The sequence below is a fragment of the Litchfieldia salsa genome (genome assembly GCF_900104555.1).
GTDB classification, from domain to species: Bacteria; Bacillota; Bacilli; order Bacillales; family Bacillaceae_L; genus Litchfieldia; species Litchfieldia salsa.
The window spans coordinates 1-16,634 of record NZ_FNJU01000006.1 but is presented as its reverse complement, the minus strand read 5'-3'; the positions used below and the strand labels follow the sequence as shown (position 1 = coordinate 16,634).

The 16,634-nt window shown below is 38.6% G+C and carries 17 protein-coding genes; 3 read left to right on the top strand and 14 right to left on the bottom strand.

Features of this window, described 5'->3' with window-relative positions; all coding sequences use genetic code 11:
- Positions 1-12: 12 nt before the first annotated feature.
- The 6 genes from queA to BLQ56_RS12815 form a co-directional block, all read right to left on the bottom strand.
- Positions 13-1,041: a tRNA preQ1(34) S-adenosylmethionine ribosyltransferase-isomerase QueA gene (queA, locus tag BLQ56_RS12840; RefSeq protein ID WP_090854830.1), complete on the bottom strand. Its 1,029-nt coding sequence runs from the start codon at positions 1,039-1,041 to the stop codon at positions 13-15.
- Positions 1,042-1,142: 101 nt separating this feature from the next.
- Entirely contained in the window at positions 1,143-1,334 is a 192-nt protein-coding gene (locus BLQ56_RS12835; protein WP_090854827.1) for a DUF2905 domain-containing protein, read from the bottom strand.
- A 4-nt stretch (positions 1,335-1,338) separates the two neighbouring features.
- A complete protein-coding gene (gene ruvB / locus BLQ56_RS12830; RefSeq protein WP_090854825.1) occupies positions 1,339-2,340 on the bottom strand; it encodes a Holliday junction branch migration DNA helicase RuvB in 1,002 nt (333 codons plus the stop codon).
- A gap of 12 nt (positions 2,341-2,352) precedes the next feature.
- Positions 2,353-2,967, bottom strand: a complete 615-nt coding sequence (ruvA, locus tag BLQ56_RS12825) for a Holliday junction branch migration protein RuvA (protein ID WP_090854822.1) — start codon at positions 2,965-2,967, stop codon at positions 2,353-2,355.
- A gap of 355 nt (positions 2,968-3,322) precedes the next feature.
- The gene (locus BLQ56_RS12820; RefSeq protein WP_238457257.1) at positions 3,323-3,874 is read right to left on the bottom strand and encodes an intercompartmental signaling factor BofC; all 552 of its coding nucleotides are present in this window, start codon (positions 3,872-3,874) and stop codon (positions 3,323-3,325) included.
- Between the two features lie 173 nt (positions 3,875-4,047).
- Positions 4,048-4,998: a YhcN/YlaJ family sporulation lipoprotein gene (locus BLQ56_RS12815; RefSeq protein ID WP_139163094.1), complete on the bottom strand. Its 951-nt coding sequence runs from the start codon at positions 4,996-4,998 to the stop codon at positions 4,048-4,050.
- 185 nt (positions 4,999-5,183) lie between these two features.
- On the opposite strand from BLQ56_RS12815, the gene BLQ56_RS12810 reads away from it, so the two are divergent.
- On the top strand, positions 5,184-5,393 hold the full coding sequence (locus tag BLQ56_RS12810) for a hypothetical protein (RefSeq protein ID WP_090854820.1): 210 nt from the start codon (positions 5,184-5,186) through the stop codon (positions 5,391-5,393).
- 41 nt (positions 5,394-5,434) lie between these two features.
- Here BLQ56_RS12810 and safA read toward each other — a convergent pair whose 3' ends face one another.
- From safA to nadB, 4 genes are all read right to left on the bottom strand, one after another.
- On the bottom strand, positions 5,435-7,243 hold the full coding sequence (gene safA / locus BLQ56_RS24075) for a SafA/ExsA family spore coat assembly protein (RefSeq protein ID WP_139163093.1): 1,809 nt from the start codon (positions 7,241-7,243) through the stop codon (positions 5,435-5,437).
- A 280-nt stretch (positions 7,244-7,523) separates the two neighbouring features.
- The gene (nadA, locus tag BLQ56_RS12800; protein WP_090854818.1) at positions 7,524-8,630 is read right to left on the bottom strand and encodes a quinolinate synthase NadA; all 1,107 of its coding nucleotides are present in this window, start codon (positions 8,628-8,630) and stop codon (positions 7,524-7,526) included.
- The gene (gene nadC, locus BLQ56_RS12795) at positions 8,630-9,475 is read right to left on the bottom strand and encodes a carboxylating nicotinate-nucleotide diphosphorylase (RefSeq protein ID WP_090854815.1); all 846 of its coding nucleotides are present in this window, start codon (positions 9,473-9,475) and stop codon (positions 8,630-8,632) included. Before nadC ends, nadA begins: the two co-directional genes overlap by 1 nt.
- Entirely contained in the window at positions 9,476-11,035 is a 1,560-nt protein-coding gene (gene nadB, locus BLQ56_RS12790) for an L-aspartate oxidase (protein ID WP_090854812.1), read from the bottom strand.
- Between the two features lie 145 nt (positions 11,036-11,180).
- Between nadB and BLQ56_RS12785 the strand changes: the two genes are divergently transcribed.
- Positions 11,181-12,305 (top strand): IscS subfamily cysteine desulfurase, encoded by a 1,125-nt coding sequence (locus BLQ56_RS12785; protein ID WP_090854808.1) that lies wholly within the window; start codon positions 11,181-11,183, stop codon positions 12,303-12,305.
- 21 nt (positions 12,306-12,326) lie between these two features.
- Positions 12,327-12,860, top strand: a complete 534-nt coding sequence (locus BLQ56_RS12780; RefSeq protein ID WP_090854805.1) for a transcription repressor NadR — start codon at positions 12,327-12,329, stop codon at positions 12,858-12,860.
- Between the two features lie 289 nt (positions 12,861-13,149).
- Here the strand turns inward: BLQ56_RS12780 and pheA are convergent, their stop codons facing one another.
- The 4 genes from pheA to BLQ56_RS12760 form a co-directional block, all read right to left on the bottom strand.
- On the bottom strand, positions 13,150-14,004 hold the full coding sequence (gene pheA / locus BLQ56_RS12775) for a prephenate dehydratase (protein ID WP_238457256.1): 855 nt from the start codon (positions 14,002-14,004) through the stop codon (positions 13,150-13,152).
- Between the two features lie 14 nt (positions 14,005-14,018).
- Positions 14,019-14,477 (bottom strand): ACT domain-containing protein, encoded by a 459-nt coding sequence (locus BLQ56_RS12770; protein ID WP_090854802.1) that lies wholly within the window; start codon positions 14,475-14,477, stop codon positions 14,019-14,021.
- Positions 14,478-14,564: 87 nt separating this feature from the next.
- Positions 14,565-15,854 (bottom strand): GTPase ObgE, encoded by a 1,290-nt coding sequence (gene obgE / locus BLQ56_RS12765; RefSeq protein ID WP_090854799.1) that lies wholly within the window; start codon positions 15,852-15,854, stop codon positions 14,565-14,567.
- Between the two features lie 32 nt (positions 15,855-15,886).
- A complete protein-coding gene (locus BLQ56_RS12760; protein WP_090854793.1) occupies positions 15,887-16,423 on the bottom strand; it encodes a sporulation initiation phosphotransferase B in 537 nt (178 codons plus the stop codon).
- Positions 16,424-16,634: the final 211 nt, after the last annotated feature.

The window sequence follows — 16,634 nt, the reverse complement described above, 5'->3', positions numbered from 1 at the left end:
TAGCCATTTAATCTAAATGATTAACATCGCATCGCCAAAGCTGAAGAATCGGTATCTTTCTTTAACAGCTTCCTCATATGCTTGTAGTACATTTTCTCTTCCTGCAAGTGCACTAACTAACATGATAAGTGTTGATTTTGGTAAATGAAAATTGGTGATTAACCCATCAATCGCCTTATATGTATATCCAGGAAAAATAAAGATATCGGTCCAACCACTGCTTTCTACAAACTGACCTTCATTGTCTCTAGCTATGGTTTCAAGCGTTCTTGTTGATGTCGTACCTACCGATATTATTTTCCCACCATCTTGTTTCACCTTATTTAAAAGACGTGCAGTGCCTTCAGTCATCTGATAAAATTCAGCATGCATTTCGTGCTCATCGATATTTTCCACACTCATTGGTCTAAAAGTTCCTAAACCCACATGTAAGGTAATAAAAGCCACATGAACACCCTTATCCCTTATATCTTGGAGTAGCTGTTCTGTAAAATGCAACCCTGCCGTTGGTGCCGCAGCTGACCCACGTTCCTTGGCAAATACCGTTTGATAACGCTCACGGTCATCAAGCTGCTCTTTAATATATGGTGGTAATGGCATCTCACCCAGTTGCTCTAACACTTCATAGAAGATGCCATCGTACTGAAATGTTAGATATCTACCACCATGTTCACTTTCAGCCGTACAAACCGCCTTTAATAATCCGTCACCAAATGAAATAACCGAGCCAACCTTAATACGTTTGGCAGGCTTCACAAGAGTCTCCCAATTATCTCCTTCAGTTTGTTTTAATAATAACACTTCTACCTTCGCACCAGTATCATCTTTCGTCCCAAATAATCTTGCAGGAAGGACTCTTGTATCATTCAAAACAAGACAATCTCCCTCTTGTAAATAGTCTAGAACGGACCTAAAGTGCGAATGTCTTATTTGCCCTGAGTTCTTATCCAAAACCATTAGACGAGAAGCCTCACGATCTTCAAGTGGTGTCTGTGCAATTAACTCCTCTGGTAAATCAAAATCAAATAATTCAACCTTCATCATGTTCACCTATTCCTATAACCTTAATGACGGGACAACATCCGTCCCACTAACGGTGCCAGGCACCACTTGTGGGACCTATTTAGTCCCGCTTTATTATTTTAACGAAAACGACCAATTACATAAAAGACTAATGATAAGACAATGCTAACGACAATTGAGGTAACAATCGGGAAGTACACGGTTGTATTTCCTTTTTTAAAGACAATGTCTCCTGGTAGTTTCCCAATTAGTTGCCAAATCAATCCGATCAAAACGAAAACAATGCCAATGACGATAAACATTTTTCCCATTATCTCACTCCTTTGGCAAGTCCAACTGAAAATGTCGATAGACTTCTTCCGTTACAATTCGTCCTCTTGGTGTGCGCTGTAAAAAACCAATTTGTAATAAATAAGGTTCATATACATCTTCAATTGTATGTGATTCTTCCCCAATGGTAGCAGCAATTGTATCAAGACCGACTGGACCACCTCGAAATTTCTCAATGATCCCTTTAAGTAATTTATGGTCAATATGATCTAATCCTAAACGGTCAACCTGCAGTAATTCTAAGGAGGATTGTGCAATTTCTTCCGTAATAATCCCCTCGCCACTTACTTGCGCATAATCACGAACACGCCTTAATAAGCGATTTGCGATACGGGGGGTTCCTCTAGATCGTCTAGCAATTTCACTTGCAGCATTCTCATCAATTTCCACATCAAGAATGACACCAGTTCGCTCAACAATATCTGATAATTGATGCTCATTATAATACTCTAATCTACTTAATACTCCGAACCGGTCTCGTAAAGGCGCTGACAAAGATCCTGCTCTAGTCGTCGCTCCAACTAACGTAAATGGCGGTAAATCGAGCCGAACTGACCGAGCACCTGGTCCTTTTCCAATGACTATATCCAAACAGAAGTCTTCCATTGCAGGATATAGCACCTCTTCAATTGTTCGATGCAGGCGATGAATTTCATCTATAAATAATACATCTCCAGGCTCTAATGCCGTTAAAATCGCAGCAAGATCTCCAGGCCGCTCAATCGCTGGACCTGAAGTGGTTCGTATATTTACACCCATTTCATTGGCAATGATAGTCGCAAGCGTTGTCTTACCAAGGCCTGGTGGACCATATAACAATACATGATCAAGAGTTTCTTCTCTCATTTTCGCGGCTTTAATAAAGATTGCCAGATTTTCTTTCACCTTTGTTTGCCCGATATATTGGTCAAGAGTCTGGGGTCTTAAACTTTGTTCAAACGATGATTCCTCAAAGTCTGTTTCACCAGATACTAGGCGATCCTCCACGTTCTTCACCCCCTATTTTAAAAGCATTTGTAAGGCTTTCTTAATATACTGATCAGTTGTCATTACCTCACCAATTAATTTTGGGACAACTTTGTTTAGCTCTCGCTCTGCAAATCCTAATACCTTTAACGCTTCGACTGCTTCTTCAAGAGCAGTTGAAGAGGCTGGTGTCTTTGTTTCTACTTCATAATCATCTGAAAACAAATCAATATCCGTATATGAAAGTAAGTCTGTAAGCTTTCCTTTTAAATCTAATATAATCTGTCGCGCTGTTTTCTTTCCTACACCAGGAAACTTCACAAGAAATGTTTCATCCTCATTTTCGATTGCAGCAACAACTTGCTGTGGTTGGCCTGAAGCTAAAATAGCTAGTCCACCTTTAGGACCAATACCAGACACATTTAGAAGCTTCATAAATAATGCTCTTTCTTCCCTTGTCTTAAAACCATAGAGTGCTAGAACATCTTCACGTACATGTTGATATGTATAAATCGTTATTATGTCTTTATCATTTTTGCTAAATACAAAAGGATTAGGCGTATAAATCAAATAACCTATTCCATTATTTTCTACTACTATATATTCTGGATTCACATAGTCAATATAACCTCTAATAAACTCTATCACTTACAATGATCTCTCCTCTTCTTTGCTGTACCCCATTTTATCATATTCATTCAGAAAAGACATAGAAAACGATAAGAGAAGAATTGTTATGATTAAATAGAAGGCTGTTTTCTCACAATTTCTTTTTATTGACATAAACGATGAAAAGTTGACTTCTAGCAGGCTGAATACACGTAGACTCCTGCGGGACTAGTGGCCAAAGTAAGACCCCACAGGAGCTTTAGCGACGAGGAGGCTCACTGGTCACCCGCCAGACGCGAAGTGTATTCAGCCTGCGGCTTTCAAAGTAGCAATCTATAAAGAAAGCGAAATAGAAAAAAGACTAGACATGCTAGTCTCTCTTCACAATAGAATTTCATGGGGATGATGTAAATGTTCGATAGGTTTCGAGCACATTAATATATTCAGCCTTATTTCCGACCTTAATTCCTTTTTTCAACAAGTCATGCTGTCTACTTTCAAGCCTTTCGATATCAATTTGAAAAAAAGATTGAATTACTTTGTTCGATGAATTTGGTCGACCATCAAAAATCGTAAGTACACCTTCATCGCTAATTCCGAAATATCCATTTGATTTTAAAAGTGGAGATATATCATCTACATGCTGCTGAAACACAACTTGTTCTTCATCTTGGTAGATGAGCTGCCAGTTTTCATATTGTGCTAGGAAATCCTCCATAGCCCAAATGGTTTCCTCCATAATCTCTTCACTAACTTCTCCATCCAAATACACTCGTTCTAAAATGACGGTTAAGACTTGAGGATTATTCAATCCGTTACCATCTTCATATTCTACTTGTTTCTGATTTTTATCTTGATTTAAGCTTTGTTGCTCTGTATCTGAAATAAATCCTGATAAAATCAAAAGGATTCCTACCATCATTGAATATGTAATCGTTCGTAACATATTATCACCTCATACAATTAGTACTTTACGACAAGACATTAACCTTTAACCCGTTCATTTGCTATATTTATTTACAATTACCCTTTGATAAAGATAGTTTGACCATTAATTATAGTTTTATCCAAAATTATGTAAAAAAATAGCCAACCAATTTGGTTGACTACTTTTCAACGTTATCCGTTATTTGTTTCAAAAGGACGGCGAAGTGTTTGCCCAATATTCTCAAATAAATCACCAAGGTCCTCATTAATTGTATCTCTTGTTGTTTCACCGTTTCTCATGTCATTGTTGATATCACGAACACGAGTATAGGTAGCCTCATCTGTTACTACTCTAACGTCTTTCCCTTTTGCTAAAGATTTAACCTTTTTCTCAACTTGGTTGATCACATTTTTATCATTGTCATCATTTGTGTCAATAGCAACCAACACGTTGTCTCCCATCATGACAGCATGAGCGTCTTCAACGTTTTTAATATCTTCAACTTTCTCAACAATTCGATCCGTTAATTCACCATTATAGTTGCTATAATATGCTGAAGATCTTGCTTGATCTGTTGTATCATTGATATGACCATGATAATTTGTGTCAGCATAACCATGGCCATTATGAGTTAATGTTCGGTTACCATGATTAACATATGGGTTTCCTGGTGTTGCATAATTGTTATATCCTCGACTAAATGGTATTGCCCCATAATCTCCAGCTCTTCCGGCACCTGCAGTTCCAAATCTATTGTTAGGATTATTTCTAATCCCACTAAAGAAATTGTTACTTAAATGCGGTTCTGTCGTATTAATTCGTGCTTGTGAATCACGATTTTCACCTAATGTGCCGAAATTGTTTCTGTTTGTATTTCTGTTTGTTTTTGACCCCTTGTTATCCTTGTTACTATTTTCATTATCGCCAACTGTACGATCCATCATTTCAGGAATCGGGCCGTCATTGTCTGTCATTGTGCGTGAATTGCCGTTACGGTTCGTGTTTTCGTTTGAGTAATAACCAAATGGACTTGCAGTATCGTTATATCTAGCATCCATTGCACCATCGTTGTTACCAGCACATCCAACAAGACCACCCATCATGATTGCCGTTGCAGACAATGTAAAAAGTGTTTTCCTCAACGCAATTACCCCCTTTTGACTTCACATCAAAAAGTCTCTTTTGACGCTCATATTTAGCATGTCTGATTGTGGTCAATTTTATAGTTGTTAGTTATTTGAAACCAGCTAAAGGAGATTTAATTAAGGCATAAAAAATTGTTTTTAGTTTAAAATGTTAACATAAGTTAATGAAAAGGATGTTTACTTTGTTTAAACGAAAAAAGCGCTATTCTCGTGATTCAAAAAAATACATCATGCTATTTGGTTATCTTTTAGGCATCGCATTTACTTATTTGGATCCTTCCAAAAGAGCTCCTCAAACTGAACAAGTCTTTCAACTTAATGTAAAAGAGACAGACACTTATCGGACAAAGAACATCGAATTACCTAAACAATTTCAAAAACAAAAAAGCTAAGCTGATTTTACTCCTCAGCTTAGCTTATATATTGCCTTATCTTAGTCATCAGATTCATCATCAAAGTCTGGGAATTCAAACATAGGATGACGTGTTGGATCATAAGGACTAGTTCCAAACATACCTTGTGGTGTTAAACCCGGATAACCCTGGGTCGGACCTGCAAATCCTGGAGCCATTCCCGGATATCCACCTTGAACTGGTGCTCCGTATCCTTGGGTTGGTGCTCCATATCCCGGCGCTACCTCTGGGTAACCTCCTTGTACTGGTGCCCCATATCCTGGTACTGCTCCTGGATAACCTTGCACTGGTGTTGGATATCCTGGCGTTGCACCTTGATAACCACCCTGCATTGGTGGTCCATATCCTGGCACTCCTTCCGGATATCCTCCTTGCATTGGTGCTCCATATCCTGGCATTGCTTCTGGATATCCTCCTTGCATTGGTGCTCCATATCCTGGCATTGCTTCTGGATATCCTCCTTGCAAAGGACCGTAACCAGGATAACCTTGTGGTCCACCACATCCACAATCACGCATTGTAGCTGGTGGAGCTTGCATTCCAGGTGCTGGTGATAATCCTTGCCCTGGTACCTGCATAGGTCCGCCTAGTGGGTATGGTGCTGGTTGATAACCCATTTGACCACCTTGTGGAAACGGTGCTGGTTGATATCCCATTTGACCACCTTGTGGAAACGGTGCTGGTTGATAACCCATTTGACCACCTTGTGGAAACGGTGCTGGTTGATATCCCATTTGGCCACCTTGTGGAAACGGTGCTGGTTGATATCCCATTGGCATCCCTTGAGGAACCTGATACCCTACTTCATCAAGATCTGTTTCATCAGTATCAACAGGTCCTGGGTATCCTTGATAGTCCATTCCTGGAACTTGTTGTGGACCTGGGTAACCTGAATATCCACCTGGAGCCTCTGGACCTGGGTAACCTGGTGCTCCTACACCTGGAACTTGTGGACCCGCAAATCCTCCATATGGTGCTGGTGTGAATGGTGCACCTGTCGTTGGTGCTCCTAAATTCCAAGGTGGTGCAGGTGGTAATTCTATATCGTCATCATCATATTCTGAAGGTACCGCTGGTTGAAAACCTTGAGCTGGCGGAACTGGTGCATAACCTTCTGGAAAACCAACTCCTGCTGGTGCACCATGAAATGGTGCCTCTGGGTAACAATTGAACCCATCTCCTGGCATTACAGGTGTTATCGGTTCACAATATGGATCTGTATCTTGAGCAGGTGCCACTGGCATTTGAGGCGTGTATCCTGCTGGTACCTCAGGCAACTTTGGCATTTCAGGCATTTTTGGTGGAGCTACTTCTTGAACAGATTCCACTTCATCAAATTCTGGCTTCATCATTCCAGGCAAAATATTAGCTGGAGCCTGTGGCATATTAATCTCAGGAGCATTGACGTTCCAACTATTATTAATATCCACATCAATTTGAGTTGGCATCTTTGGTACGTATGGAGTTTTTGGTGGAGCATTATTTGCAACTTCTTTTTTCGGTTGCATTTTTTCAACATCCATCACTGGTTTAGGTTCTGGTGATAGATCTTTGTATGGATGCTCAGCTTTAATATTTTCCTTTTTTACCTGAGTTTCTTTTTTTACTTGTGCTTCTTTTTGGATATTTTCTTTCACCGGACTGTTATTCACAACAGCTTCTTTCTTCACATGAACATTCCCACTAGGGATTTTGATTTTCATCCCTGGCATAATCATATCAGGATTGCTCAGTTGGGAATTCAGTTTTTTTAATTCTTCGAAATCAACGCCATATTTTTGAGATATTTTCCAAAGAGTGTCCCCTTTTTGAACTATATGGATTTTCACGTGTCTTCCCCTCCTGTACATAAGTCTATACATTGTATGTGACGTTAGGCATTATGCCACTATTCTTCAACAAAACTTATGCTTAAAAAGAGGAGAATATGATTAACTTCACATGCAAACTTCTTAATATAACTAGAGTATCGTGATATTAAAAAAGGCTAAATGTTTGAAGTACCAACGATTTAGCCTTGTACAGTATTTATTCTTTTGTTTATAAGAAGCAAATGATTTTTTACTTAAAATTTATTATTCTTTGATTAATCCTTCCTGCATTTAGAAATTAATGATGTAGCATTCTTTCTAGAGCCAGCAAAGCATCCACTGCAATTCCATTATCGACTTTTATTTGATTTACGATTTTCCCGTTTTCTATATTTTCTAATGTCCATAGTAAATGAGGAAGATCGATTCGATTCATTGTTAGGCATGGGCACATACTTTGATTAAGGGAGATGATTTCCTTATCAGGGTGTTGATTGATAATTCGTTTCACCAGGTTCATTTCTGTACCAATTGCCCACTTACTACCAGGTGGAGCAGAATTAATCGTATCTATAATATATTTAGTTGAACCAGCATCATCAGAAAGTGCAACCACCTCTCGTGAGCATTCCGGGTGAACGATAATCCTCATGTTTGGCCTTGTTTCACGAACTTCTTTAATATTATGAACAGTGAAGTTTTCATGAACTGAGCAATGACCCTTCCATAGAATCACTTTCACATCCTCTAAATCTCCGTCATGTTCAAAACAACCTTGAATCGGATTCCAAACAGCCATATGCTCTAAAGGCACACCTAGGCTATATGCTGTATTTCTACCTAAATGTTGATCAGGTAAAAAGAGAATTCTTTCTTTTTGGGTAAAAGCCCATTTCACCATATCGGTTGCATTTGAAGATGTGACTGTTGCCCCACCATTTTTCCCAACAAACGCTTTAATTTCAGCTGTAGAGTTAACATAGGTCAAAGGAATGATTGTATCACCAAAAGTATCCATTAACACTTCCCAACACTTTTCGGTTTGATTCATATTTGCCATATCAGCCATCGAACAGCCTGCGCGCATATCTGGAAGGATGACAATTTGTTCATCATTTGTTAAGATGTCCGCTGTTTCTGCCATAAAATGCACACCACAAAAAACAATATATTTTGCTTCTTGGTTCTTTGCAGACACTTGTGCAAGCTGCAACGAATCCCCGGTCGAATCCGCAAATTGTATCACTTCATCTTTTTGATAATGGTGTCCTGGAATATATAAAGCATTACCTAGTCTTTCTTTTATCGCGGTTACTCGCATTTGCATTTCTTCTATTGTTAGCTTTTTATAAGATTCAGGCATCATCCCACTAGTTTCTTTTTTTAAAACATCTAAAATATTCATCATATCTCCCCCTTTGTTCCTACATTAAAACTAATATCGAGTGCTCTCACAGAATGTGTTAATGCACCTAGTGAAATATAATCAACACCTGTATTCTTGTAATCTGATAACACATCAAGTGTGATCCCACCTGATGCCTCTGTAAGAATCCCCTCTGGAACAAGCCTTACGAACTCTTCTATCTCTTCTGGGGAGCGATTATCAAACATAATTACATCCACTTTTGCTGCAATAGCCTCAAGCACTTGCTCTTTATTTTCGGTTTCAACCTCAATTTTCACCATATGCCCCAATTTTGCTCTAACACTTTGTACAGCTTCCGTAATTGAACCTGCGAATGCAATATGATTATCTTTTATCATGACCCCATCATATAAGCCAAACCGATGATTATAACCGCCACCACACCTCACAGCGTATTTTTCAAACATTCTTAAACCTGGTGTTGTTTTACGCGTATCACAAATTCTTGTGTATTCACTATCAAGCAATGTTACCGCTTGGTTTGTAAGTGTAGCAATTCCACTCATACGTTGAAGTAAATTTAAAATGACTCGTTCTCCTGTAAGTAATTGCCCCATCGGTCCTTTAACAGTTGCAATCCTCTCTCCTTTTTCAACAAAATCGCCATCTCTTTTTAGTAATTGAATATCTATTGAAGAATCTAATAAAGAGTATCCGATTAAGATTAATTCTAAGCCTGCCAAAACTCCCTGATCCTTTACAATAAAATTCCCCTCTCCAATCATAGAGCGAGGAAAAATGGATTCACTTGTTAAATCTCCTTCTCCAATATCTTCGTTAAAGAATTGCTGCAGCATTTCTGATATTTTTAATGTATTCATTTATTTCACTCCTATTAATGCCTCAGTAGAGACCCTGTTGTTTTGCCTAATAATCTCTTTGTTTCTCCATTTATCCAATGTCATCGGGTAGTCATTTCGAAAATGCCCCCCTCTGCTTTCTGTTCGCATTAATGCCGAAGTAATGATGAGCCAACTCGTTGTTAACATATTAATCATGATCATGTCGTCTTTAGTACCTTCCTGCAACGGACCAGAAAACCATTCAGGACGAATAAATCCTTGTAACCAATCTCTTGCTTGAGTTAATCCCTCATGATTTCGTTCAATTCCAGCATACATGGTCATGACTTTTTGAACTTCTTGTTTGGATGGAAGAGCGAACTCCATTTTCAATCGTTTTTTAGTCAACTTTAGACTGAATGGGAGAATACTATTCTCTTGTGATAGAATATAGCTTCCTAGTTTTTGCCCAAACACAATACCCTCGAGTAGTGAGTTACTCGCAAGTCTGTTTGCTCCATGTACACCTGTATAAGCAACTTCTCCAACTGCATATAACCCTGGGAGTGTGGTTTCACCAACTAAATTGGTTTTAATGCCTCCCATAATAAAATGTGCTCCAGGAGAGACTGGGATAAATCCATCTTCCACTCTAATCCCTGCTTCACAACATAACGAAGTAATGGTCGGAAAGCGCTCCTTAAATCGCGAGATCATTGAAATATCTAGAAACACAGCCCTACCTTGAAGTCGTTCATTTTGAATGGCACGTGACACAATGTCTCTAGGTGCAAGATCCTCTAGTTCATGAATCCCTTTCATGAATCTATTTCCTTGATCGTTCACAAGGACTGCACCTTCACCTCTTACCGCTTCTGAGATTAATCCTTTATCACCTTGTTCAGTACAGAGCATAGTTGGGTGAAATTGAATAAATTCAAGATCTGCTAGTTGAGCTCCCGCTCGATAGGCCATACTGAATCCATCACCATTTATACCTTCTACATTTGATGATACTTCAAACAACCCACCACAGCCTCCAGTTGCTAAGATGACACTACCTGATGCATAGACCTTAGTCATCCCTGCATCATCCACCGTTAGGACTCCAATGCATTGTCCTTGCTCTACGATTAGATCAACTGCCATTTCTTGTTCCACAAAGGTTACTTTTCCTTGAAGTTGGTCCAACATAAACTCAACTAGTAACCTACCTGTGGCATCTCCACCAGCATGTAAGATTCGATTTCGACTGTGTGCACCTTCCCTACCTAGGTCAAGCGCTCCAGTCTCACCCTTATCAAAGCACATATCTTCATCGATTAGTTTTTGGATACTTTTCGTTCCTTCTACAACTAATTCTTTTACTGCATCTTCTTTATTATGAAAACAGCCCGCTACTACAGTATCGCGAAAATGCTCATTCCAATGATCTTGTCTGTCAATCACAGCAGCGATTCCACCTTGAGCGAGCATTGAGTTACTATCTCTTACACTTTTCTTTGTGATTATAATCACATTCTTATGTTCACAAATTTCTTTAGCTGCTGACAAAGCAGCAATTCCACTTCCAATAATTACAACATCCGAAAAAGGCATGATGAAAGCCTCCAATACCAAGTGTCTTGTCACCTATATTTACATATATCTTTCCAAATGACAAGACTTTTTTTAAAATGAAAATCTGCTACAATTTTTATAGATAAAATTTGCTGAGAACTTATTGTTCTTGCAGGAGGTTCGTATGATTTACTTAGATTATGCAGCAACTACGCCAATGAGCCATGAAGCCATACATGTTTATACTGAAGTAGCAAAAAATATATATGGAAATACGAATAGCTTACATGATGTAGGAAGTACAGCTCACTCACTATTAGAAAGCTGCAGAATAGAGTTAGGGTCTTTAGTTAATAGCAAAAGCGATGGGATTTATTTTACAAGTGGAGGTACTGAATCTAATCATTTAGTCGTCCAAACACTTATCCAATCATTTAAAGGTAAAGGAAATCATTTGATTACAACATCAATCGAACATTCCTCACTGTCTAATCTTTTCAGGAAGCTTGAACAAGAAGGCTTTGAAGTAACCTATCTTCCTGTAGACCATACCGGAAAAATTAGCTTATCTGACTTAAAACAGAGCATAAAACCAACAACTATTCTTGCTTCAATTCAGCATGCTAATTCAGAAATTGGAGTCATCCAGGATCTCGAAGCGATTGGTGAGATTCTATCAAGGCATTCAGTATTATTTCATAGTGATTGTGTGCAAACCTTTGGTAAAATCCCGATTGATGTGGTAAAAATGAATTTAGACAGTATTTCGATTTCTAGTCATAAAATCTATGGTCCAAAAGGTGTGGGAGCAGCTTATATTAATCCAAACACTAATTGGATTCCATTATATCCAAATACTACACATGAGAATGGCTTTCGGTCAGGAACGGTAAATGTGCCTGGAATTGCTTCTTTTGTCGCAGCTGCACAGCAAATAGTAAGTGAGATGGAAGAGAATCAGAGGAAAGTAACCATGCTACGAGAGCATCTTAAAAATGGAATCAATCGATATTTTGAAAAAATCGAGCTCATTGAACATCCAAACTCCCAGCTTCAACAGATCGTTGGACTCCGTTTCCATGGAATAGAAGGACAATACTCAATGCTTGAATTTAATCGACATGGTCTGGCAGTTTCAACTGGAAGTGCTTGTGCGATAGGGCAACAAGCACCTTCAAAAACCATTCTGGCACTCGGAAAAACACCTGAAGAAGCTAAACAATTCATTCGGTTATCATTTGGAAAATCAACAACAATAGAAACCATCGACAAAGTTATTTCACTATGTAAGCAATTGACTGAACGTTAAAAGGAAAGACGGTGCATAAGATTGACTGATAAAAAAATATTAGGAGAAGAACGTAGAGATTTACTTTTAAGACTCCTAAAAGAGAGAAAAGCACCTATCACAGGTGGAGAACTCTCTTCACAAACAAATGTGAGCAGACAAATCATTGTCCAAGATATCTCGCTCTTAAAAGCAAGAAATGAACCCATTATCGCTACAAGTCAAGGATATCTTTACCTGAATCAAGGCCCAGAGCAACAGCACCAACGAGTGGTTGCATGTATTCATCCACCTGAGCAAACAATCGAAGAGTTGAATCTAATTGTAGATAATGGCGTAACAATCAAGGATGTGATCATTGAGCACCCTGTATATGGTGACTTAACAGCTTCCATTATGGTGAGTAACCGGAAAGAAGTTGAACAATTTATTGAACGAATTAATCAAACAAATGCTTCTTATTTATCACAACTAACAGACGGAACTCATCTGCATACATTGGAAGCAGACTCTCTTGCAAAGCTCGATGCAGCTTGCCAGGCATTGGGTAAAGCTGGATTTTTGATTGAATCATAATAACGTTTATGTGAAAAATAAAGGCTCTTTTCTATAAGATTGTTGTTTTAATACTTATTTAATTTGGTAGAGCTCGTTGATTGGAACGGAAGGTATGTGACTCCTGCGGGATGCGCAGGAAGGATGAGACCCCGCAGGGACGAGGAGGCTCATCACCTGCCCCGCGGAAAGCACATACCTGGAGTGCAAATCAACCTAACCTAGTCAAATAGCAACATAGTTTACGAAAAAGCAAAAAAAAAAAGCTATTCCACTCTACTTATAGTGGGACAGCTTCTTTTTGGTTCTTTCAGAAATAGGGATAGCTACCGAGTACCTTAACAGAACAACCCAATACTTCTAGTTCTGCAATAGCACTTGGAATCAATACCTCATCCATTTGTTGTTCAATATCTACTATAAAGAAATAATTGCCTAATCCTGTTTTCATTGGCCTTGATTCTATTTTTGATAGATTTAGTTTTCGCCATGCAAAAGCAGATAACACTTGGTGTAAGGCACCAGCTTGATCTGATGGTAATGTAATCATCAAGGTTGTCTTATGTCCTTTTACCTTAAGTCCTTCAACCTCTAGGGCTAATGGTGTTTTCTTTAGAACAACAAAACGAGTATGGTTATTATCAAAATCATGAATATCTCGTTGAACAATCGTTAATCCATATTCTGCTGCTGCTAACTCATTTGCAATAGCCGCAATCGGTCGTTCTGGATGTTTACTAACAAACTCTGCAGCTGCTCCTGTACTCTTTGTGAATTCAATCGCAGCACTAGGACATGTCTTATGTAAAAACTTATGACATTGGGCAATCGCATGTGGATGTGAGTACACATTTTCGATGTCTTCCCAATGTTGAACATGATTAGGATGAATCATTAAATGTTGACGTATTGGAACAACCACTTCCCCTACAATTCGAAGTGGTTGCTCATGTATCAAATAATCCAAAGTTAAATTAACTGAACCCTCAATCGTATTCTCCCAAGGCACAACTGCTGCGTCAACCTCATTCAGTTCTGCAGCATCTATACATGCTGGAATCGTATCATATGAAATTCGTGTACTGTTTGGAAAAAATGTTTTAACAGCCTGTTCAGAAAATGTTGCTCTTGGTCCTAAGTAACCAATTAACTCTAATTCTCTCACTCCTACTTCCTCCCCTATGCGCCTGTACCAAGGATGTCTACCTTGTCCACAAATTCTAGACGTTTCAGTTTGGAAATCAGTTCAGTAATTTCCATAGACATTCCCGAAGTATTCAATGACAGTGTTACATTTGCTTTTCCTCTTAGTGGAATGGTTTGATGGATGGTAAGAACATTACATCCTGCCTTTGCCACAATCGATAGCAATTCTGAAAGGGTTCCAGAGCGATCTTCCAAATGAAAAAATAGTGAGATAATTTGTTCCTTAACCATAGCATGAAAAGGGAATACCGTATCACGATATTTATAGAATGCACTTCTGCTTAAATCAACCTGTTGAGCTGCAATTGCAATTGATTCAGCCTTACCACGCTCTAACAATTCTTTTGCTTGTAATGTCTTTCTAATCGCTTCTGGTAAAACATCCTCGCGTACCAGATAGAACTTCTCATCTAAACTATTTTTATTTGTCATGTTTCTCCCCACCCCTCAAACAGGTACCCTATGTCTAAAACACACTTACCATTCCATATGAATAAATGTCAGTTCCCCACCTGACATTTATTCTATAAATTCAAATTCAAATTCTAACAGCTTAACTATATCCCCGTGTTTTGCCCCAAGTTCACGAAGAGCATCATCAATTCCCATACCACGCATTTGTCTTGCAAAACGCTTAATTGATTCATCACGTTCAATGTTCGTCATCTTGAATAATTTCTCTATTTTATCACCTGTAAGAACAAATGCACCTTCACTATCTCTACTAATAAAAAAGTCACTTTCTGCTTTTTCATGACGATAAAGCACTCGTTTTGAAGCCTCATCCTCTTCAACCACATCAAGTGGAAATTCAGGAGTTGTTTCAATTAAGTCTGCAATTGTGAATAATAAATCTCTTAACCCTTGACGTGTAATCGCTGAGATTGGAAAAATTGGAACATCGTCCTGTAATTTTTCTTTAAACGCTTCAAGATTATCTTCTGCCTCTGGAATATCCATTTTATTTGCAACAATAATTTGCGGTCTTTCTGTTAAACGCAGATTATATTCCTTAAGCTCTGAATTAATTGTTAAGTAATCCTCGTAAGGATCACGCCCTTCTAATGCAGACATGTCAATTACATGGACAATAACACGCGTTCTTTCTATGTGGCGCAAAAATTGATGACCTAATCCTATTCCTTGATGCGCGCCTTCTATTAAGCCAGGTAAATCTGCCATAACAAAGCTACGATTATCTTCTGTTTCTACTACACCTAAGTTAGGAACAATTGTTGTAAAATGATACTCACCAATTTTCGGCTTTGCCGAAGAAACAACTGATAAAAGAGTCGATTTTCCTACACTAGGAAACCCTACAAGACCAACATCAGCTAAAACTTTAAGCTCAAGCATGATATCACGTTCTTGTCCTGGTTCACCATTCTCAGAAATCTCTGGTGCAGGATTTGCTGGTGTTGCGAAACGAGAATTTCCTCTTCCACCACGGCCACCTTTAGCGATAACTTTTTGTTGTCCATGCTGTGTTAAGTCAGCGATAACTTCTCCAGTATTGACATCCGTTACAATGGTTCCCGGTGGAACTTTAACAACCATTGGCTCAGCGGCCTTTCCATGCTGATTTTTACTCATTCCATGTTCTCCACGCTTCGCCTTAAAATGACGCTGATAGCGGAAATCCATTAATGTACGTAAACCTTCTTCCACTTGGAAAATGACGTCAGCACCTTTTCCTCCGTCACCACCAGCAGGTCCACCCATTGGTACATATTTTTCACGACGATAAGCAACAACACCGTTACCTCCATCGCCACCTTTTACAAACACTTTGACTTGATCGACAAACATAATTTCCCTCCGGTCTAATAAGCACCCTACAACTAAATAACAGCAATACTCGCTATTAGCTCATGAGGATGCACCTCATATTCAATCAGTTGAATTTGATCTGATTCATTTCCTTTTTCTAGTGATTCAATTACCAACTCTGTATCATTTATTATTCCACTAAAATCAAAAAGAAAACGAACTTCTTCATCAAACAATTCAACTGTAATCATTAAATGATTTTCACCATTCAGCACAGTATTATTTTCAATTAATTGAAAGAACTGTTCACACCAAGCAGTTAACTCATCATCATATTTCGCTAAATCTCGTGCAGTTCCGATCACTTCATACTCAATTGGAAACTTATGCTCTTCCCAATTATAAGTCATAAAAAATGAGGCAAGCTCAGTAAGCTGTAAATTTGTCAATCTAGCCTCATTTTGAGTTTCCATGACAATCTCATCAATAATTTCTTTTACACGGTCATATTTATTAAGAGCGATATTCCCTTTTATTAATTGAATCTTATTCAACCAATCATGACGGGAATGCTTCAGAACATCGACAATTGTCCAATCCTTTTTCATCATTCATTACCCCTAAGATTTCCATATTCTTGTTTAGTTTATTACGATAACAGACTAAACACCAATGGCATAGCTTTTCTCAGGTAGCTAGCCCAAGTTTTTCCTCTAAAATTATAACAGACCTTATGTAAAATTACTATTAAGAAAAGCGCAAGGCGCCCGTTTATCGGCGACAGGCATAAGACGAGCCGACTTGAAGGTTGTTCTTTAA